At 66.2% G+C, this 19,970-nt stretch carries 14 protein-coding genes; 7 read left to right on the top strand and 7 right to left on the bottom strand.

Annotated elements, in window-relative coordinates; all coding sequences use genetic code 11:
- Positions 1 to 162: 162 nt before the first annotated feature.
- The gene (gene msrA, locus ASF77_RS15450) at positions 163 to 666 is read left to right on the top strand and encodes a peptide-methionine (S)-S-oxide reductase MsrA (protein ID WP_056341262.1); all 504 of its coding nucleotides are present in this window, start codon (positions 163 to 165) and stop codon (positions 664 to 666) included.
- A gap of 17 nt (positions 667 to 683) precedes the next feature.
- Positions 684 to 1,973, top strand: coding sequence for an FAD-dependent oxidoreductase (locus ASF77_RS15445; protein WP_056341074.1), 1,290 nt, complete (start codon positions 684 to 686; stop codon positions 1,971 to 1,973).
- Between the two features lie 77 nt (positions 1,974 to 2,050).
- On the opposite strand, the gene ASF77_RS15440 is transcribed toward ASF77_RS15445, so the two are convergent.
- A complete protein-coding gene (locus ASF77_RS15440; protein ID WP_082493800.1) occupies positions 2,051 to 2,257 on the bottom strand; it encodes a SlyX family protein in 207 nt (68 codons plus the stop codon).
- Positions 2,258 to 2,283: 26 nt separating this feature from the next.
- Positions 2,284 to 4,365 (bottom strand): UvrD-helicase domain-containing protein, encoded by a 2,082-nt coding sequence (locus ASF77_RS15435; RefSeq protein ID WP_056341072.1) that lies wholly within the window; start codon positions 4,363 to 4,365, stop codon positions 2,284 to 2,286.
- 80 nt (positions 4,366 to 4,445) lie between these two features.
- Here ASF77_RS15435 and modA point away from each other — a divergent pair, with 80 nt between their 5' ends.
- The 3 genes from modA to ASF77_RS15420 are packed head-to-tail and all read left to right on the top strand — an operon-like array spanning position 4,446 to position 6,457.
- Entirely contained in the window at positions 4,446 to 5,216 is a 771-nt protein-coding gene (gene modA / locus ASF77_RS15430; protein ID WP_056341250.1) for a molybdate ABC transporter substrate-binding protein, read from the top strand.
- On the top strand, positions 5,213 to 5,911 hold the full coding sequence (modB, locus tag ASF77_RS15425) for a molybdate ABC transporter permease subunit (RefSeq protein ID WP_056341070.1): 699 nt from the start codon (positions 5,213 to 5,215) through the stop codon (positions 5,909 to 5,911). Before modA ends, modB begins: the two co-directional genes overlap by 4 nt.
- Positions 5,912 to 5,971: 60 nt before the next feature.
- A complete protein-coding gene (locus tag ASF77_RS15420; protein ID WP_056341068.1) occupies positions 5,972 to 6,457 on the top strand; it encodes an SRPBCC family protein in 486 nt (161 codons plus the stop codon).
- A gap of 92 nt (positions 6,458 to 6,549) precedes the next feature.
- On the opposite strand, the gene ASF77_RS15415 is transcribed toward ASF77_RS15420, so the two are convergent.
- The 5 genes from ASF77_RS15415 to ASF77_RS15395 all read right to left on the bottom strand — a co-directional run bounded on the left by ASF77_RS15415 (position 6,550) and on the right by ASF77_RS15395 (position 13,683).
- A complete protein-coding gene (locus tag ASF77_RS15415; protein WP_056341065.1) occupies positions 6,550 to 7,989 on the bottom strand; it encodes a dihydrolipoyl dehydrogenase in 1,440 nt (479 codons plus the stop codon).
- Positions 7,990 to 8,032: 43 nt separating this feature from the next.
- Positions 8,033 to 10,039, bottom strand: a complete 2,007-nt coding sequence (locus ASF77_RS15410) for a primosomal protein N' (RefSeq protein ID WP_156648908.1) — start codon at positions 10,037 to 10,039, stop codon at positions 8,033 to 8,035.
- A gap of 565 nt (positions 10,040 to 10,604) precedes the next feature.
- Positions 10,605 to 11,687, bottom strand: coding sequence for a uroporphyrinogen decarboxylase (hemE, locus tag ASF77_RS15405; protein ID WP_056341062.1), 1,083 nt, complete (start codon positions 11,685 to 11,687; stop codon positions 10,605 to 10,607).
- 62 nt (positions 11,688 to 11,749) lie between these two features.
- The gene (locus ASF77_RS15400; RefSeq protein ID WP_162244861.1) at positions 11,750 to 12,085 is read right to left on the bottom strand and encodes an EF-hand domain-containing protein; all 336 of its coding nucleotides are present in this window, start codon (positions 12,083 to 12,085) and stop codon (positions 11,750 to 11,752) included.
- Between the two features lie 5 nt (positions 12,086 to 12,090).
- Positions 12,091 to 13,683: a S10 family peptidase gene (locus ASF77_RS15395; protein WP_056341058.1), complete on the bottom strand. Its 1,593-nt coding sequence runs from the start codon at positions 13,681 to 13,683 to the stop codon at positions 12,091 to 12,093.
- 194 nt (positions 13,684 to 13,877) lie between these two features.
- Here ASF77_RS15395 and ASF77_RS15390 point away from each other — a divergent pair, with 194 nt between their 5' ends.
- Both ASF77_RS15390 and ASF77_RS15385 read left to right on the top strand, forming a co-directional pair.
- The gene (locus tag ASF77_RS15390) at positions 13,878 to 15,821 is read left to right on the top strand and encodes a S9 family peptidase (protein WP_056341055.1); all 1,944 of its coding nucleotides are present in this window, start codon (positions 13,878 to 13,880) and stop codon (positions 15,819 to 15,821) included.
- Positions 15,818 to 19,951: a DEAD/DEAH box helicase gene (locus ASF77_RS15385; protein ID WP_056341053.1), complete on the top strand. Its 4,134-nt coding sequence runs from the start codon at positions 15,818 to 15,820 to the stop codon at positions 19,949 to 19,951. Before ASF77_RS15390 ends, ASF77_RS15385 begins: the two co-directional genes overlap by 4 nt.
- Positions 19,952 to 19,970: the final 19 nt, after the last annotated feature.

The following is a 19,970-nucleotide window of genomic DNA, read 5'->3' as shown; positions in this document are numbered from 1 at the left end:
GATGTATAGACATGCTGCCAGACGTATGTATTTGCTGGGTTTTTTCCTTATTCGAAATTTTTCCGGTAGCGCACCTACACGCATACGCGCAATGGACGAAGTGGCTATCATGAGAGGTTAGCGCCTCGAATGAGGCTCCTCCCCCACATGAAAGAACCGATGATGACCGTGCAAACTGAAACCGCCATCCTGGCAGGCGGCTGCTTCTGGGGCATGCAGGCGCTGCTGCGCCGCCAGAACGGCGTGCTGTCCACCCGCGTCGGCTATACCGGCGGCGACGTGCCGAACGCAACCTACCGCAACCATGGCACGCACGCCGAAGCGCTCGAAGTCGTGTTCGATCCTGCCCGGATCAGCTTCCGCCAAATCCTGGAATTCTTCTTCCAGATCCACGACCCGAGCACACCGAACCGCCAGGGCAACGACCGCGGCCTCAGCTACCGCTCCGCCATTTATTACCTGAACGACGAGCAAAAACGGGTTGCTGAGAACACCGTTGCCGACGTCGACGCGTCCGGCCTGTGGCCCGGCAAGGTCGTGACCGAGATCGCGCCTGCAGGCCCGTTCTGGGAAGCCGAGCCGGAGCACCAGGATTACCTGGAACGGATCCCGAACGGTTACACCTGCCACTTCGTGCGGCCCGACTGGAAGTTGCCGCGCCGGTAAAACCAGTCTTTTCCCCTATGCTCCCCATTTTGCGGGCATCGTATGATGCGATCGTCGTCGGCAGCGGCCCCGGCGGCGCCAGCACGGCGCGCGAGCTGGCAGGGCGCGGCTTGCGCGTACTGGTGCTGGAACAGGGCGGCGCCGATCCGCTGAAGGGCACCATCGGCCAGATGGCCGCGATGGCGGCGGTACCAGGCAAGGGTGCCTACCTGCACCGCGACGCTTCGCTGCTGGTGGCCGGCATCACCCTGGGCGGCAGCTCGGCCATCAATTTCGCCACCGCCGCGCCGCCGCCGCACGCCATGTTCGCGCGCTACGGCATCGATCTCGCCCCGGCCTTGGCCGAGCTACGCGCCGAACTGCCCATGGCGCCCCTGCCCGACACCCTGGTCGGCCCGATGGCCGGCCGCATGATGGCGGCGGCGCAGGCACTGTCGCTGGACTGGCGCAAACTCGACAAGATGATCCGGCCGGATAGCTGCCGCAGCGGCTGCTGGCGCTGCGTGTACGGCTGCCCTTTCGGCGCCAAATGGTCGGCGCGCGATTTCATCGACGAAGCCTGCCGCCACGGCGCGCAACTGGTCGAGCGCGCGCGCGTGCTGCGGGTGCTGGTCGAGGATGGTCGCGCGGCCGGAGTCGAAGTCGAGGTAGGCGGCAAGCTGCGCCGCATCGCCGCGGCGCGGGTCGTGCTCGCCGGCGGGGGACTGGGCAGCCCGCGCCTGCTGCACAGCTCCGGCCTGGGGCCGCGTAGCAGTCCCTTCTTCAGCGACCCGGTGGTGGCGGTGATGGGGACGGTGGACGACATCGAGGGCGGCGCCGAAGTGCCGATGGCGGCCGGCCTGCATTTGCAGGAAGAAGGCGTCGCACTCGCGGACTTGACCTTGCCGCAGCCGATGTACCAGGCCTTTGCGCTGCAGGTCGGCCGCGCCGACCGCCTGTTTGCGCACCGGCGCACCCTGTCGCTGATGGTCAAGATCCGCGACGGGATCGGCGGCGGCGTCGGCCCGCGCTGGGCCGACAAGACGCTGCAGGAAGGCGACCGCCGCAAGCTGGCGCACGGGGTCGGACTGGCCCGGGCGATCCTGCGCGAAGCGGGCGCGCATCACCTCTTCAAATCCTGGCATTTCGCCGCGCATCCGGGCGGCAGCGTGCGCATCGGGGCGGGGGTGGATGCGGATTTGCAGACCAAGACGCCGGGCTTGTTCGTGTGCGATGCGTCGGTGATTCCGGAGCCGTGGGGGCTGCCGCCGACGCTGACTTTGCTGTGTCTGGGTAAGCGTCTTGGCGAATTGTTAGCTGCAGAATAAAGCCTGCGCTGCCGGGGTAACGTGGCGTGGGCTCTCGAGCCCACGCGTTACAACGTATGCGCGCCGAAACGCCACGCTCAATAATGCGGCGGCCGCTCGTTCGCCGGCATCTGCTGCCCGGTCTCGCGCAGGTTGCGCAGGTGTTCGGCCAGCGTCTGCACGATGCCCTCGAGCTGGTCGATGCGGCGCGCCTGCTGGTAGACGATGCCGTTCAGGGAGTCGACCAGATCCTCCATGTGCGCCAGCTTGATTTCGATATCGACAAAACGGTCTTCGTGTTCCACGGTGCGTCCCTACCTTAAAACGCGCATTATGACAGCAGCTTGCCGGCATCCGGCTTCGGCGTATTCAGCAAGGCTTTCAGGCTCGCCAGGCGATCCTTGGGGCTGATGATCTCCGATTCCTGGGGCACGGCAATGCCCTCGTCGAGCGCCATCTCCTTGATGAAGCGCGAGGGGTCGCAGTGCACCAGCTCGCCGGCGCGTTTCCTCTTCTTGCACCAGGTGACCTGCAGCGTGCGCTGGGCGCGCGTGATCCCGACGTACATCAGCCTGCGCTCTTCCTGGATGCGGGCGGCGATCTTCTCGATCGGGTCGTCCGGATCGCCTTTATGGGGCAGGATGCCCTCCTCCACGCCGACCAGGTACACGTGCGGGTACTCCAGCCCTTTCGAGGCGTGCAGGGTCGACATGCGCACCGCGTCCTGCTCCTCGTCCGAGCCTTCCAGCATGGACATCAGCGCCACCATTTGGGTCAGCTCGAGCAGGTTCTTCTCTTCACTCGTGCCGTCGCGCCCGCCGTTGCCGCGCTCCTTCAGCCAGTTGGTGAACTCCATCACGTTCTGCCATTTCGCTTGCGCGGCGCGGTCGTCGAAGTTCTCGTACAGGTAGTGCTCGTAATTCATCTCCTTCATCATGTCGTCCAGCACCGCGGCCGCGTTCTCTCCGCTGCCCGAGGGGCCCGGGCGGCTGGCGCGCGATTCGAGGTCGTTGATGAAGTGGCAGAAGTCGCGCAGCGGGTGCAATTGGCGGTCGGCCAGTTTGCCCTCGATCCCGCCCTTCAAGGCCGCCTCGAACAGCGAGCAGTTCCACTGCTTCGAGAATTCGCCCAGCACCTCCAGGGTCGCCATGCCGACCCCGCGCTTGGGCGTGGTGACGGCGCGGATAAACGCCGGGTCGTCGCCCTCGTTGGCGATCAGGCGCAGGTAGGCGATGATGTCCTTGATCTCGGCCTTGTCGAAAAAGCTCTGGCCGCCGGAGATCGTGTAGGGAATGCGTTCCTTGCGCAGCGCCTGCTCGATGATGCGCGCCTGGTGGTTGCCCCGATACAGGATCGCGAAGTCCGACCATTTATTTTTGCGCTGGAAGTGATCCGACGAAATCATGATCGCCACCTGATCCGCTTCCTGCTCGTCGCTCTGCATGCCCAGCACCTTGATCGGCTCGCCCAGGCCGTGTTCCGACCACAGCGATTTTTCGAAGATCTTCGGGTTGTTGCCGATGACGGCATTCGCCGCCTGCAGGATGCGCGTCGTCGAGCGGTAGTTCTGTTCGAGTTTAATCACGCGCAGGTCGGGGAAATCGGTCTGCAGCGTTTTCAGATTTTCGACCGAGGCGCCGCGCCAGGCATAGATCGCCTGGTCGTCGTCGCCCACCGCCGTGAACATCGGCTTCTTGCCCAGGCCCGTCACCAGCAGTTTTACCAGTTCGTACTGGCAGGTGTTGGTGTCCTGGTACTCGTCCATCAGCAGGTAGCGCAGTTTTCTCTGCCAGCGGTCGCGGATCGGCTCGTTATTCCGGAACAGCTCCACCGGCAGGCGGATCAGGTCGTCGAAGTCGACCGCCTGGTAGGCGGCCAGGGTCGCCACATAGCTGCGGTAGATGCGCCCGGCCTGGGCCTCGTCCTCGTCTTTCGCGTTGTTGATCGCGTCGTCGGGATCCACGAGACCGTTCTTCCACAAGGAGATGGCATTCTGGATGCGGCGGATCTCCTGCTTGTCGGTCGTGAGGCCGAGGTCGGACACGATCGTGTAGCAGTCATCGCTGTCCATGATCGAGAAGCGATCCTTGAGGCCGACGCCGGCCGCTTCCTGGCGCAGGATTTTCACGCCCAGCGAGTGGAAGGTCGATACCGTCAGCTGCTTGGCCTGCTTCGGCTGCTTCAACAGCTTGGCGATACGCTCCTGCATCTCCAGCGCGGCCTTGTTGGTGAAGGTCAGCGCCGCGATCGTGCGCGGATCGTAGCCGCACTCTTCGATCATGTAGGCGATCTTTTGCGTGATCACACGCGTCTTGCCCGAGCCGGCGCCGGCCAGCACCAGGCAGGGGCCGTCGAGATAGAGCACGGCTTCGCTTTGCGGCCCGTTCAGGCCGAACTTTGGTGCGTTGGACATGGGAAATATTCTTGAAGACAGCCGAGTATTGTAGCGAAGCGCGGGCTAAGGGCACGGCGCCGCGCGCTACAATGTTCAGCATGAAAAAATTGCTATGCTTTTTGCTGGCCGCCACCCTGTCGATGCCGGCGCTGGCGCGCCCGCTGCTGGTCGCTGCCGCCAGCGATCTCGGCTATTGTATCGACGAACTCGTCGGTGCGTACCGGAAAACGGCGCCGGATGCCGAACCGAAGGTCTCGCTTGGCGCATCCGGCAACTTTTTTGCACAAATTAGCAACGGTGCTCCCTTCGACGTCTTCCTGTCGGCCGACATGGACTACCCGCGCCAGCTGGCGAAATTGGGCGCGGCCGACGGCGCCACCTTGCTGCCGTATGCGATCGGGCGCATCGCCTTGTGGTCGCTCGATCCGCAGGTCGACCCGCAGCGCGGCCTGGCCGCCCTCGTTGCCGATCCGAATGTCAGACGCCTGGCGATCGCCAATCCGGTGACGGCGCCCTATGGCCGCGCGGCCAAGGCGGCGCTCGTACGGGCCGGCCTGTGGGACGAGGTGCAAGCCAAACTCGTGGTCGGCGAAAACATCGCCCAGACGGCGCAGTTCGTCCAGACCGGCAACGCGCAGATCGGCATCGTCTCGTACGCCACTTTGCACGCGACCAAGCTGAAAGGCGTGGGCCGCCACGCGCTGCTGCCGGCAACGGGGATGGCCCCGATCGAGCAAGGGGCGATCGTCACCAGGGCCGGCGCCGCCAATCCGCACGCGAGCGGCTTCATCCGCTTCCTGGCCTCGCCCGAGGCGCGGGCCATCCTGGCGCGCAATGGGTTCAATTTGCCGGCAGGCGCCGCCGAATGACCGACTGGCAGTTTCCCGCCGAACTATGGGACGCGATCGGCCTGACCCTGCGCCTGGCCGCCGTCACCTCCATCGTGCTCCTGGTCATTGGCATTCCCCTCGCCAATTGGCTCAACAACAGCAAGATGCGCGGCATCATTTTTATCGAGACCCTGGTCAGCCTGCCGATCGTGCTGCCGCCCACCGTGATCGGTTTTTATTTGCTGATGCTGATGGCGCCGCAGCAACCCGTGGGCGCGGCCTGGATGTCGGTGTTCGGCCATCCCTTGCCCTTTTCGTTCGCCGGGCTGGTGGCGGGATCGGTGCTGTACAGCCTGCCGTTTGCCGTGCAGCCCTTCCAGGCCGCCTTCCGCGGCGTCGGGCGCGAGCTGGTGCAGTCGGCGCTGGCGCTGGGCCTGACGCGCCGGCAAACCTTCTGGGCGATCGTGCTGCCGCTGTCGAAACACGGCATATTGACCGGCGTGTCGCTCAGCTTTGCGCACACGATGGGCGAATTCGGCGTCGTGCTGATGTTGGGCGGGAATATTCCGGGGCAGACCCGGGTGGCCTCGATTGCGCTCTATGACGAGGCGCAGAAGTTGAATTATGGGGCGGCGCACGCATATGCCCTGGTATTGCTGGCGATTTCCTTCGCCATCCTGATCGGCATTGCCTTCCTGCAGCGGCGCCAGAACGCGATCCTGCTATCGAACTAGGCGCCATATCGGCTACCATCGCCCCTTTGGCGCCCCGCCTACCCTATGACGAGCAGACACATGAAATTTGAACACCTGATCGAAGTGAACGACCCGATGAACCCGCTGCTGGACACGCTGACCCGCGAGCAGCTGTGGCGCGGCCTGGTGATCCGCGCGGAGTCGCCGAAGCTGTTCATCCCGCACCTGGACGACTGCGAGATCGGCGCGCGCGAGTCCGGCACTTTTAAACGCCGCTTGCGCTACGGCGAGCTGGTGGTCGAGGACACGGTGCTGCTGACCCCGCTGCAGGAAGTGCGCTACGAAGTCCCGGCCCAGGGAGAGATCAGCGCCTCGACCTTGGTCATGACGATCGAAGCCCCGACCTCGGCGATGCTGCTGGTGCGGTTTACCTACGATGACGGCAAGGAAGAGTCGCTCGACCAGGCCAGCAAGATGTACGACGAATTCAAGAAGTCGGCCTACCAGGAAGCCGACATCGACACGATCCGCATCGTGCGCCAGATGGCGGGCGAGGGCAAGCTGGATGCGAGTTATTTGAATTGATGCATGTGGTGGGCGATGCGTCGCCACAATGCATGTCATAAAACACGTGGAGTCAGGACTTCACACGTTTTCAAGCTCTGAACAGCCGCTGACTACGTCCCCGGCTCCGAATCAGCCGCATCCGTGTGATTGGTCGCCTTGGCCAGATTCGCCGCCAGATCGCGCAGCGCCGTGCGCACGCCCTCTTCGATCACGGGATGATAGAAAGGCATGTCGAGCATCTGCGGCACCGTCAGGTGGGCCTGCACTGCCCAGGCCAGCAGGTGCGCGATGTGTTCACCGCGCGGGCCGATCATTTCGGCACCTAAAAAGCGGCAGGAACCGTACTCCGCATACACGCGCAGCATGCCCTTGTTCTGCAACATGACCCGGCTGCGGCCCTGGTTCTCGAAGGAGACCTGGCCAATCGCGAATTTCGGGCGCCCGCCCTCGCACAGGGTCTTGTAGTTTTTACCCAGCGTGGCGATGTTCGGTTCCGTGAACGCGATGCCGAGCGGCGTGCGGCGCAGGCCCGGACGCACGTCCGGATAGCGGCCCGCGTTCTCGCCGGCGATCTTGCCGTGGTCGGCCGCCTCGGCCAGCAGCGGCAGCTCGTTGTTGGCATCGCCCGCAATAAAAATGTGGCTGGCGCCGCACTGCATGGTGCGGCTGTCAAAGGCGGGCACACCGTTGGCCTTCAGCTCCAGACCCGTGTGTTCCAGCCCCATGCCGTGCACGTTCGGCGTGCGGCCGGTGGCGACCAGCACGTATTGGAACTGTTCGCTCGTTTCCTTGCCGAGCGCGTCGCGCGTGGTGAGCAGTACCTGATCCCCCTGCTGTTCCGCGCGCACGACTTCGGTCTGGAAGCGCAGGTCGAGTTCCCCCGTCAGCGTGCGCGTGGCCGCGTGCAGCACTTCCGGGTCGCTCAGGTGGGCCAGGCTGCCGCCGCGCGCGAAGATCGATACGCGCACGCCCAGGCGCGTCAGTGCCTGGCCCAGTTCCAGTCCGATGACACCGGAGCCGATCACCGCCACCGAGCTCGGTAAATCGTCCCAATAAAACACGTCGTCGCTGGTGACGATGCCGGGCCCGACGTTCTGCAATTGCGGCAGGATCACCGGCGTGGAACCGGTGGCGATCACGACGCGCGCCGCCTCGATCTCGGTGTGCTCGTCGATCTGCAGCGTGTGCGGCCCGGTGAAACGGGCATGGCCGCGGATGCGGTCGGCTTCGGGAAAACTGTCGACGCTTTCCAGCACGAAGCCGACGAAACGGTCGCGCTCATTGCGCACGCGTTCCATCACGGCGCGGCCGTCGATGCGCTTTTCGCCCGGATGCACGCCGAAGCCCGGCGCCACGTCGAGCATGTGGGCGGCGTCGGCGGCGGCGATCAGCAGCTTGCTTGGCATGCAGCCGACGCGGGCGCAGGTGGTGCCGTAATGGCCGCCTTCGATGACGACGGTGCGCGCCCCTTGCGCATGCGCCGCGCGATAGGCCGACATGCCGGCCGTGCCGGTGCCGATGACGGCGACGTCGACGCTTAGTTTCTTCATGCTGTTCTCCAAAGTCATAACAAGACGATACGCCGTTTCAAACTTAAATGTCGAGCGGGTCGACTTCCAGCGACCAGCGCACGCGCGTCTTCATGGCGCGCAGCAGGGACAGCCACTCTTTCAAGAACGCCTGCAACGCGGGGCGCGAAGGCGACTCCACCAGCAGCTGGGCGCGGTCGACATTGTGCACGCGCGTCATCGTCATCGGGATCGGGTCGTTGATCGTCACTGCATCGGTCGGAAAAATGTCCCGCGCTTCTTCCAGGAAGGCGATCGCGGTCGCCAGCTCCGGCGCCTCCGCGCGCAGCAGCGCCTGGTACATGTAGGGCGGCAAGGCGGCCTGGTGGCGCTCTTCCAGCAGGTTCATCGCGAAGCGGTCATAGTCGTGGCGCACCACGGCCGAGTACAGCGGGTGCTGGGCATAGCGGGTCTGGATCAGCACCTCCGAAGCGAGACCGGCGCGGCCGGCGCGGCCCGCCACCTGCATCAGCTGGGCGAACAGGCGCTCGCTGGCCCGATAATCCTGCGAGAACAGGGCCGTGTCCGGATTCAGGATGCCGACCAAGGTCAGCTTTTTGAAATCGTGGCCCTTGGCGACCATCTGCGTGCCGATCAGGATGTCGACTTCGCCGCGGTGCACGGTGTCGAAGGCTTCCTGGGCGCTGCCCTTCTTTCTCGTGGAGTCGGCGTCGATGCGCAGGATGCGCGCCTGTGGGAACATCGCGCGCAGGCCTTCCTCGAAGCGCTGGGTACCGCGTCCCAAGGGCTGCAGGTCGACATTGCCGCAGGTCGGGCAGTGGCGCGGGATGCGCAATTCCAGGCTGCAGTGGTGGCAGCGCAGCCGGTGCTCGGGCTTGTGCAGTACCATGAACGAGGTGCAGCGGGTGCAGTTGCTGATCCAGCCACAGGCTTCGCAGGTGATCACGGGCGCATAGCCGCGCCGATTCAGGAACAGCAGCGACTGTTCGCCGCGTTCCAGGCGAGCGCGCAGGGCGGCGAGCAGGCCGCCTGTCAGCCCTTCTTTCGGCTTGTCGCGCTCCATGTCGAGCAGGCGCACGCTCGGCAGCACGGCGTCGCGCACGGCGCGCTCGCGCAGCTGCAGCAGGTCGTAGCGGCCGGTCTGGGCGTGGTGCCAGCTCTCGAGCGAAGGCGTGGCCGAGCCCAGCACGATCGGGATCGCCAATTGGCGCGCGCGCCAGACGGCCAGGTCGCGCGCCGAATATCGTAAACCTTCCTGCTGTTTGTACGAGGGGTCGTGTTCCTCGTCGATGACGATCAGCTGCAGGTGCGGCAGCGAGGCCAGGATCGCCAGCCGGGTGCCGAGCACGATGCGCGCCTGCCCCTGGTGGGCGGCGAGCCAGTGCAGCATGCGCTCGCCTTCGGACAGGCTCGAATGCAGGGTCGCCAGCATCAGGCCCGGAAAGCGCGCGCGGATATTCCCTTCCAGCTGCGGGGTCAGGTTGATCTCGGGTACCAGGATCAGGATCTGCGCCTGCGGATCGCGCGCCAGCACCTGGGCGCAGGCCTGCAAATACACCTCGGTCTTGCCGCTGCCGGTGACGCCGTAGAGCAGCGCCGGCGTGAAGCCGACGGCGCCGCCGATGGCATCGGCCGCTTCCTGCTGCTCGGCGTTCAAGGGCGGCATGCCCAGCGGCGCCGGGTCGCCCGGCGGCGGCGCCTTCGCCATTTTCTTCAGGGCGCGGTCGAGCGCGACGGTTTTCGGCACCCGCAGGTTCTTCGGCAGCCCGGGCAGCGCCACCTCGCCCAGCGGCCGCTGGTAGTAGTCGGCCGCGAAGCCGGCCAGCGCCAGCCATTGCGGGGATAAGGGAGACAGCTGATCGCGTACGGCGATCGCGTTTTTCAGCTTGTCCGGCGGGACGTCGGTCTCCTGGACGATGGCGACGATCAAGCCAACGACTTCGCGGCGCCCGAAGCTGACCAACGCCAGCTGGCCGACTTGCGGCGTGGTGCCTTCCTCGTGCGGCCAGCCGTAATCGAACACGCTATTGAGCGGGGTATCGAGGGCAATTCGGAGGATGCAGTGCGCCAATGTCCGACCTTGTATAAAACCTGTGGAAAACTTTGTGGAGAATGAAGCGCTTGACCGGTGAAGAAGTTTACGTTAAGTCAAATGATGTACGGATCAGCCAAAAACAAGATCGAATAAATCATTTATATTCAATGACTTGCAAATAACGAAGTAGTCCACAGCAACTCGCTTCCCACAGTGCAACGATTGTGTATAACTGGTGTTTTTCTTCTTGTAAATGCTTGAGCAGTATGAAGATTTAAACAAGACTCTGCGATGCCACGCGTAAGTACTTGTCAACGCAGGAATTTTTATGGCTGAGCTAGACAGCCTGTGCATAACTTTGTGAACAAGGGTCGGGAAACTGCGGTTTCTATACCGGAAGACTCGCTTCCAAGCGGTTATGTATGCCAGGATTTAAAGATAAACTCCAGCAATTTCAACCACTTATGTTTTTCCCGCGACTACTGTACATGTCCACAGCTTATGATTGAACCGTTTTGCAACATGTGAACAAGTGTGAAAATGCACGCCCGTTCGCTGCGGCTGCCGGGGCATAAAACCTGCGGCGCCGCAACATTTTCACTTATCCGCCGCGTTGCTGGCGGCTGAAGTTGTGCACCGCTTCGACCATCGCCGTCACCGACTCCGGCGGCGTGAATTGCGAGATGCCATGGCCGAGGTTGAAGACGTGACCGTGGCCGTTCGAGGGCGTGCCGTAGGCCGTCAACGAGCGCTCGACCTCGGCGCGGATCTGCTCCGGCGAGGCGAACAGGATGGCCGGATCCAGGTTGCCCTGCAGGGCGACACGGTCGCCCACCAGCGCCCGTGCGCGGCCCAGGTTTACCGTCCAGTCCAGGCCCAGCGCATCGGCGCCGATGTCCGCCATCTCGTCGAGCCAGATGCCGCCGCCCTTGGTGAAGACGATGGCGGGAATGCGCACGCCATCCTTGTCGCGCTGCAGCTGGCTCACCACGCGTTCCATGTAGCGCAGCGAGAATTCCTGGTAGGCGCCGTCGGCCAGCGCGCCGCCCCAGGAATCGAAGATCATGACGGCCTGGGCGCCGGCGTCGATCTGGGCGTTCAGGTACTGGGCCACGGCGGTGGCGTTGATCTCCAGGATCCGGTGCATCAGATCCGGGCGTGCGTACAGCATCTTTTTGATGGTGTGGAATTCGCGCGAGCCCTGGCCCTCGACCATGTAGCAGGCCAGCGTCCACGGGCTGCCGGAAAAGCCGATTAGCGGCACGCGGCCGTTGATTTCGGTGCGGATTTGCGTGACGGCCTTGAAGACATAGTCGAGCGACGCCATATCCGGTACCTGCAGCGCCATCACCTCGGCTTCCGTGCGCAGCGGACGCTCGAACTTCGGGCCTTCGCCTTCGGAGAAGTACAAGCCCAGGCCCATCGCATCGGGCACGGTCAGGATGTCCGAGAACAGGATCGACGCGTCCAGCGGATAGCGATCCAGCGGCTGCAGCGTCACCTCGGTGGCGTAGTCCGGATTCTTTGCCAGGCCCAGGAACGAACCGGCGCGCGCGCGGGTGGCGCGGTATTCCGGCAGGTAGCGCCCCGCCTGCCGCATCAGCCAGACGGGCGTGTACTCGGTCGGCTGGCGCAGCAGCGCGCGCAGGAAGGTGTCGTTCTTGAGCGGGGCAAATTGTGGCATGGCTGACAATGGTGGACGTCGAAAGGGGGCTATTATCGCACCCTCCGCGCGCCTCGGCCACGCTAGCGTTGCCCGCTTTTCGCCCGCGCCAGGTAGGCCCGCAGATCGTCGAAGCTCACCGCGCCGCGGCCGGCGGCGTCGATCGCCTCGAAATGCGTATCGACGAATCCGAAGCCTTTCGCTTCTTCGCGCGACAGGCGGCCGTCGCCATCGAGGTCGGCCGCCCGGAAGCGCGCCTCGAGCTTGGCCAGCGCCTGGGCGCGCAGGGCCGCGCCCGTTGCCGGCGGCGTGGCCGACGGGCGCGTGCGCAGCGCCGGCGGCACCTGGGCGTCGACGCCGACCGGCGCCTGGGCGGCGGCCGCGCCGGCTGTCGTCAGGAGCAGAACAAGTAGGTACATGCTTTTCATTGTGCCACCGATACGCTGTTATAGAAGGCGCGCAGATCCGCCTTCTGCAGGGGACGCACGCGGTCGTCGAGATAGCTCATGTGCCCGCTGTCGTAGTTGCGGATCTGGATAGCGGTGCTTGGGCCCAGCCGTGCCAGATCCAGTTCGGTCTGGTAGAACGGCGTCGCCAGGTCGTGGTAGCCGCTCATGGCAAGCACTTTCATGGCGGGATTGAGCGTCAGCGCCACGGCCAGATCCGGGATCGTGTCCGGCACCGCCTTGCCGTCGTGGCTGAAGTTCCATTGGTTGATGATGTTGTTCGAGCCCAGGTAGGGCGTGGCCGCCGAATAGCGCAGCTCCGTCTCGAGGTAGGGGCGGATGCTGTTGTTGAAGGCGCCGCCGACCAGTGTGAGCGCGGGGTCGCCGCCGGCCGCCAGCGCACTGCCGGCCGGCGCGCGCACGCGCGCGTCGTAGCGCCCGAACACCTGTCCCGGCATCAGGCGCGCCCGATAGGCGCCCGGCGTCATCGAAAAGTCCTGGCGCCAGGTCTGCGCCGCCAGTCCCGTCCAGGCGGCCAGTTGCGCCACGCTGGCTTCGCTTGGGGGCGTCTTGGTGGCGAGGAAGGGGCCGACCTCGGTGCGGTAGGGGCCGGCGGCGAAGGCGCGCGCCTGCTCCAGCACCGTCGAGAAATCGGTCGGCAGGCTGCCGCTCTGGTGGTAGCGCGAGACGGCGGCATAGCTCGGGATGTAGCCCTCGCAGCTGACCTGGCCGGGATCGAACACGCCGCAGTTGGCGTTGTAGTTCATGGCGGGCGACTGCAGCATGATGCCCGCGACGCGCACCCCGGCGCTCTCCAGCAGGTTGGCCAGCACGGCCGTGCGCGGGCCGCCGTAGGATTCGCCGAACAGGTACAGCGGCGAGGCTTGCCGGTTGTTGGCGGCGAGGTAGCGGCGCACGAAGTCGCGGAAGGCCGCCGCGTCCTGGTCGACGCCCCAGAACTGGGCATTCGTGCGCGGCGCGATCGCCTGCGAATAGCCGGTGCCGATGGCGTCGACGAAGACCAGGTCGGAGTGATCCAGCAGCGTTTCCTGGTTGTCGACCAACTGCGGGGGACTCGATGGCGTGGTGGATGGGAAGGTGGTGGCGAGCCGGCGCGGCCCGAAGGCGCCCAGGTGCAGCCAGAGCGAGGCCGAACCAGGCCCGCCATTATAGAAAAAGGTCACGGGCCGCTGCGCCGCAGGCTGCGTGCCCGCGGTGTAGGCGACGTAGAAAAACGAGGCCGCCGGCTGCCCGGTCTGCAGGTCGGAGGCCGTCAGGTGGCCCGCCTTGGCCGTATAGTCGAGCGGGCGGCCGTCGACATTGATGCGCGCCTGTACCGTAGCGGCGCCTTCCTGGGCGCTCGCCAGGGAGGCCGTGGCCGCGCCCGAATAGACCACCGGATCGGCGTAACTGCCCGGCAGCGCCGCGGCCGGTGGCGGCGCCGGTGCCGGTGCCGGGGCGTTGTCGCCGCCACCGCCGCAGGCGGACAGGATGGCCGCGAGCAGCGTGCCTACGAGTGTGGGTAGCGGGCCGGCGTGGCGCCGTCCTTGCGCGAAAGCGTGAGTGGCCATGATGCTCCTGGTCGGAACTGACGGGTCTGCCCGGTTTGCCTGGGTCTGCCTGGATTATGCGCCGACGCCGGAAAAACTCAACAGCAATCCGTCGCGGCTGTCCGCAGCGGCGCAGCGGTGCGCACGCCTCGCGTGACTCCGCCTGCGGGCCAGGCTCTTATAATGCGTTCTACCTTTTCATTGAAAACGAAGCCATGACCCAGCCGACCCGCAAGCAGGCCGCTCCCTGCGGCACCTGGACTTCCCCGATCGGCGCCGCCACCGTCGCCGCCGGCGCCATTCCCCTGGCGCAGATCGCGCTCGACGGTGCCGACGTGCTGTGGCTGGCCGGACGCGCCAGCGAAGCGGGCCGCACCACGCTGCAGCGGCTGCGCGCGGGCGCGGGTGCTGCCAGCGAACTGACGCCCGCCCCCTTCAACGTGCGCACCCGCGTGCACGAGTACGGCGGCGGCGCCTACGCGGCCGATGGCGGCACGGTCTGGTTCTCGCACTTTGCCGACAACCACCTGTACCAGGTGCAGGACGGCGCCGCGCCGGTCGTGATCACGCGTGAGGAAGCCGTGCGCTATGCCGACTTCGTGCCGGATCGCGCCCGCAACCGTTTAGTCGCCGTGCGCGAGGATCACCTCGCCGGCGAAGCCTATCCCGTGAATACCATCTGTGCGGTCGGCTTCGACGGCACCGAAACCATCCTCGTGGACGGCAACGATTTCTATGCGGCGCCGCGCCTGTCGCCCGATGGCCGCCAGCTGGCCTGGCTGTGCTGGGATCACCCGCGCATGCCGTGGCAGGGCACGGAACTCTGGGTCGCCGACATCGCCGCCGACGGCAGCCTGGTCGACGGGCGCCTGGTCGCGGGCGGCATCGACGAATCGATCTGCCAGCCGGAGTGGTCGCCCGACGGCCTGCTCTACTTCGTCTCGGATCGCAGCGGCTGGTGGAACCTGTACCGCTTCGAAGGCGGCGTCGTCCATCCGCTGTGCCCGCGCGAGGCCGAGTTCGGCGGGCCGCAATGGAGCTTCGGCGGCTCGATGTACGGTTTTACCTCGAGCGAGGAAATCGTCTGCACCTATATCGAGGACGGCATCAGCCGCCTCGGCCGCCTGTCCACGCGCGGCTGCCAACTCGAGCCGATCGAGACGCCGTATCAGGAAATCCGCGAACTGCGCGTCTCGCCCGAGGCCGTGCTGGTGCTGGCCGGGTCGCCGACCATCGCGCTGGAACTGGCGCTGATCGATCCGGCCAACGGTAAACGCACCGTTCTGGTGCAATCGATCGCCGAGCTGCCGGACGAAGCGTATTTGTCCGTCCCGCGCAGCATCCGCTATCCGAGCGCGAATGGACGCACTGCCTACGCCTTCCACTATGCGCCGGCCAACCGCGACCACGAGGCGCAGCCGGGCGAACTGCCACCCCTGATCGTGATCGGCCACGGCGGCCCGACCGGCATGGCAACCAGCACCCTCAAATTGGCGACGCAATTCTGGACGAGCCGCGGCTTCGCCGTGCTCGACGTGAACTACGGCGGCAGCTCCGGCTTCGGCCGCAACTACCGCGACCTGTTGAAGGGACAATGGGGCATCATCGACGTCGAGGATTGCGTGGCAGGCGCGCGCCATCTGGCCGATCAGGGTCTGGCCGACCCGGAGCGCCTGCTGATCCGCGGCAGCAGCGCCGGTGGCCTGACGACCCTGTGCGCCCTCACCTTCCACGACGTGTTCAAGGCCGGCGCCAGCTATTACGGCGTGTCGGATCTCGCCGGGCTGGACGCGGATTCGCACAAGTTCGAATCGCACTACAACGAATACCTGATCGCCCCCAAGGCGCAGGCGCAGGCCGTGTATCGCGAGCGCTCGCCGATCCACCATACCGACGCCTTGAAACGGCCGATGATCTTCTTCCAGGGCCTGGACGACAAGGTGGTGCCGCCGCAGCAGTCGGAAACCATGGTCGACGCCCTGCGCGCGCGCGGCGTGCCGGTCGCTTACCTGACGCTGGAGGGCGAAGGCCACGGCTTCAGGAAGGCCGACAGCGTGGTGCGCACGCTGGAAGCGGAGCTGGCCTTCTACTTGCGCGTGTTCGGCATGGCGCTGCCTGAAGGGCTGCCGGCGCTGGAGATCGAGAACCTGGCTGCATGACCCGAACCGCGCTGCTCGAAACGTTCGCCGCCTGTTCGGCGCTGGAAAAGCTGATCCTCGGCCTACTGGCGGTCGCCGGCGAGCCGCTGGGACGCACGCGCCTGCGCGAGCACCTCGAGGCGCTGTCCGACTTCGAGGGCGAGGACGCGCTCACCGAAACCTTAGCCGGCCTGCGCACGCGCGGCCTGGCCGGGGAACTGGCCTCGCGCGGCAGCATCGTGGTGCCGGACGTCGCCTGGGCGGCGATCGCCTCGCAGCTGCGCAACGGCCGCTTCAACGAACTGCGCGAAGCCTACGACACCGTCAACCCGCTGCGGCGCGACTGGCAAGGTCACCCGGTGCTGCGCAGCTACCGCCAGGGCCTGGCCCTGCTGCGCATGGCCCTGGTGGGCGGCGACGGCCCGAAGTCGATCGCGCCCCTCCTGTCCGCCTGCCTGCGCTGCCACGAGGCGGCCTACCTGCACCCGCTGGTCGAGATCTGCGCGCGCCCGTTCGAACCGGATCTCATCGAACGCATCAACCCGGCGCTGCGCGACGAGGTGCTGGCGGTGCTGGTCGACCACGTCCAGCGCGAGCCGGCCACGGCGCCGGCCGTGCGCGCCTACGCCGAAGCGCACGTGGCGCAGGGCGGCGCCTCGATGGAATTGCGCACCGCCCTGGCCGAACATCTGATCCTGTGCGGGCGCCTGGACGACGCCGGCGCGCAGCTAGAGGAACTCGACGACTCCAGCGCCCAGTTCTACCGCAGCGTGCTGCTGCTCCTGCGCGACCACATCGACGAGGCGCTGGCCGGATTCGACGCCGCCCTGAAACAGCTGCGGCGCGAGACGGGCAAGCGAAAACAGGTGTTCGCCGGGATTGGCGGCCACCTGTACGTTGCCGCCCTGCTGCGGCGCGGCGATGCCAAGCATCAAAAAGCCGTCGAAAGCTATCTCGACAGCGCCACGCGCGCCGTGCAGAGCCACGACACCGCCGTCTATCAGCAACTGAGCATGCTGCGCCAGATCCGTGGCGGCACCGTCGACGGCGACGTGCTGCCCTCGCGCAACTGGGAGACGGCGCTGCAGCCGGTGATGTTCCGCGCCCTGCTGCACTGGTGGCTGGCGATGCCGCAGCTGTCCAGCCAGCGCGCGCGCCTGGAGGAAGCGCTGCTGCTGTCGGAAAGCGCCGGCTTCGATTTTATCAGCGCCCAGCTGGCCGGCCTGCTGGGGCAACTGGGCGCCATCTCGCACGAGCAGCGCGCCATCGCCCTGCGCCAGCAGCACCGCTTCACCGACATGACCCACTGGTTCGAGCGCGAGCAGCCATGGGAACGGCAGCTGAACGCCCTGATCAACCTGCAGCCGGCCGTGAATGTCGAAGTCGTCAAGGAATCGCGCCTGGTCTGGCTGATCCGCTACGACGCCCACCTCGGCGTGCAGGAACTCGAGCCGCGCGAACAGAAGCGCGATGCGCAAGGCGCCTGGAGCCGCGGCCGCCCGGTCGGCCTGAAGCGCCTGACCGAGGAAGCAGCCGCGCTCGACTTCCTCACCGCCCAGGATCTGCTGGCCGTATCGAGCATCGGCGCTTCTCGCCAGTACTATGGCAGCGGGCTGCGCTACGAATTCGACCTCGACAAGGCGCTGGCCGCCCTGATCGGCCATCCGCTGCTGTTCTGGTTCGATGCGCCCGGCACCCGGGTCGAGCTGCTGCCGGGCGAGCCGGAGCTGCTGGTGAAAGCGGCGCGCGAACACGTGACGATTTCGCTGCGCCCGCCGATCAACGAGGCCAGCGGCGACGTCGTCGTCAGCCGCGAGACGCCGACCCGCCTGCGCGTCGTGCGCGTGCGCGACGAGCACCGCCGCATCGGCGCCATCGTCGGCGAGGCGCTGGTGGTGCCTTTGGAGGCCGAGGTGCGGGTGCTGCAGGCGATCGGCGCGATCTCCTCCATCGTTACCGTGCAGTCGGACATCGGCGCCAGCGCGGACGATATCGAGAAGATCGCAGCCGACGCGCGCCTGCACGTGCACCTGCTGCCCTACCAGCACGGCCTGCGCATGCGCATCCTGGTGCGCCCGCTGCCGGGAACCGGCGCCTATTACGCGCCCGGCAGCGGCGCCGAACGCGTGATCGCCGATTTCAACGGCATCCGCACCGAGGCCAGGCGCGACCTGAACGCCGAGCGCGAAGCCGAGCGCCAGCTGATCGCCGCCTGCCGCGCGTTGGAAAGCGCCGAAGAAGAACATGGCGAATGGCTGCTGGGCCAGCCGGTCGCCTGCCTGGAGCTGGTGAGCGAACTGCAGGAACTCGACCCAACCCAGGTCGTGATCGCCTGGCCCGAGGGCGAACCGTTCAGGGTCAGCAAGAAGGTGACGAACCAGTCGGTGCGCATCAACATCAAGCGCGACAAGGACTGGTTCGCAGCGAACGGCGAAGTCGCCATCGACGAGGGCCGCGTGCTCGATCTGCGCTCGCTGCTCGATAAAGTGCGCGCGGGCGACGGCCGCTTCGTTGCGCTCGGCGACAACCAGTTCCTGGCACTCACGAACGAGCTGCACCGGCGCCTGCTCGACGTCGCCGCGTTCACGGACGCCGACGGCGAGGTGCTGCGGGTGCACCCGCTGGCCAGCTTCGCGCTGGAAGAGCTGGCGCTGGACGCCGGCGGAGTCGACGCCGATAAAGCATGGCGCGCGCACATCAAGAAGATGGCCGATACGGCGGCCTACGAGCCGCAATTGCCCTCGACCTTGCAGGCCGAGCTGCGCGACTACCAGCGAGAGGGGTTCGATTGGCTGGCGCGCCTGGCGCACTGGGGCGTGGGCGCCTGCCTGGCCGACGACATGGGCCTCGGCAAAACGCTGCAGGCGCTGGCGCTGATCCTGCTGCGCGCGCCCAACGGCCCGACCCTGGTGGTGGCGCCGACCTCGGTCTGCACCAACTGGATCGCCGAAGCGGAACGCTTCGCGCCGACCCTGCGTGTGAAACTGTTCGGGCCGGGGGATCGTGCGACGATGATCGAGGAAGCCGGCGCCTACGACGTGATCGTCGCCAGCTACGGCCTGCTGCAGCTGGAGGCGCCGCTGTTCGCCAAAAAACGCTGGCACACGATCGTGATGGACGAGGCGCAGTCGTTCAAGAATGCAGCGACACGCCGCTCGCAGGCGGTGATGGCGCTGCAGGGCGACTTCAAAATGGTGGCGACCGGCACCCCGCTGGAAAACCACTTGGGCGAACTGTGGAACCTGTTCCGCTTCATCAATCCGGGCCTGCTCGGCACGGCCGACCAGTTCCAGTTGCGCTTTGCCGGCCCCATCGAAAAGGCGCAGGACAAGCGCGCCGAAAGCGCGGCCCGCGCGCGCCTGAAACGGCTGACGCAGCCGTTCATCCTGCGCCGTACCAAGAGCCAGGTGCTGAGCGAACTGCCGCCGCGCACCGAGATCGTGCTGCCGGTCGAGCTCAGTGCGGAAGAAATGGCGCTGTACGAATCGCTGCGGCGCGAGGCGCTCGACAAGCTGGCCTCATTGGAAGCGCCGCAGGGCGAGAAATCGATCGCGATCCTGGCCGAGATGATGCGATTACGCCGCGCCTGCTGCAATCCGGCGCTGGTGGCGCCCAGCCTCGGCATCGCCAGCAGCAAGCTGGCCACCTTCGCCCACCTGGTCGAGGGTCTGCTCGAGAACCGCCACAAGGTGCTCGTGTTCAGCCAGTTCGTCGACCACCTGAGCCTGATCCGCAAGCACCTCGATGCGCAAGGCATCCGCTACCAGTACCTGGACGGATCGACGCCGATGCAGGAGCGGAAACGGCGGGTGGATGCCTTCCAGGCCGGCGAGGGAGATTTGTTCCTCATCAGCCTGAAGGCGGGCGGGGTCGGCATCAACCTGACGGCGGCCGACTACGTAATCCACATGGATCCGTGGTGGAACCCGGCGGTCGAAGACCAGGCCTCGGATCGCGCCCACCGCATGGGCCAGCAACGCCCGGTGACGATCTACCGCCTGGTGGCGCGCCACACGATCGAAGAAGGCATCGTCGACCTGCACCGCCACAAGCGCGACCTGGCCGACAGCCTGCTCGAAGGAGGCGACTTGTCGGCGCGGATGTCCCCCGGCGACATGCTGGCCATGCTGCAGCAGGGTCTCGGCCGTTGATCGGCCGCGCATTCCATGT

Origin of the sequence: Massilia sp. Leaf139 (genome assembly GCF_001424165.1) — a bacterium.
Classification (GTDB): domain Bacteria; phylum Pseudomonadota; class Gammaproteobacteria; order Burkholderiales; family Burkholderiaceae_D; genus Telluria.
The sequence above is the reverse complement of the archived record's forward strand: the minus strand, read 5'-3'. Positions and strand labels throughout refer to the sequence as shown.

What these genes read in the sequence shown, in the direction of transcription:
- msrA (WP_056341262.1), top strand. Translation starts at nt 163, where the DNA reads ATGACCGTGCAAACTGAAACCGCCATCCTGGCAGGCGGCTGCTTCTGG.
- ASF77_RS15445 (WP_056341074.1), top strand. Translation starts at nt 684, where the DNA reads ATGCTCCCCATTTTGCGGGCATCGTATGATGCGATCGTCGTCGGCAGC.
- ASF77_RS15435 (WP_056341072.1), bottom strand. Translation starts at nt 4,365, where the DNA reads ATGTCCAACGCACCAAAGTTCGGCCTGAACGGGCCGCAAAGCGAAGCC.
- modA (WP_056341250.1), top strand. Translation starts at nt 4,446, where the DNA reads ATGAAAAAATTGCTATGCTTTTTGCTGGCCGCCACCCTGTCGATGCCG.
- modB (WP_056341070.1), top strand. Translation starts at nt 5,213, where the DNA reads ATGACCGACTGGCAGTTTCCCGCCGAACTATGGGACGCGATCGGCCTG.
- ASF77_RS15420 (WP_056341068.1), top strand. Translation starts at nt 5,972, where the DNA reads ATGAAATTTGAACACCTGATCGAAGTGAACGACCCGATGAACCCGCTG.
- ASF77_RS15415 (WP_056341065.1), bottom strand. Translation starts at nt 7,989, where the DNA reads ATGAAGAAACTAAGCGTCGACGTCGCCGTCATCGGCACCGGCACGGCC.
- hemE (WP_056341062.1), bottom strand. Translation starts at nt 11,687, where the DNA reads ATGCCACAATTTGCCCCGCTCAAGAACGACACCTTCCTGCGCGCGCTG.
- ASF77_RS15400 (WP_162244861.1), bottom strand. Translation starts at nt 12,085, where the DNA reads ATGTACCTACTTGTTCTGCTCCTGACGACAGCCGGCGCGGCCGCCGCC.
- ASF77_RS15395 (WP_056341058.1), bottom strand. Translation starts at nt 13,683, where the DNA reads ATGGCCACTCACGCTTTCGCGCAAGGACGGCGCCACGCCGGCCCGCTA.
- ASF77_RS15390 (WP_056341055.1), top strand. Translation starts at nt 13,878, where the DNA reads ATGACCCAGCCGACCCGCAAGCAGGCCGCTCCCTGCGGCACCTGGACT.
- ASF77_RS15385 (WP_056341053.1), top strand. Translation starts at nt 15,818, where the DNA reads ATGACCCGAACCGCGCTGCTCGAAACGTTCGCCGCCTGTTCGGCGCTG.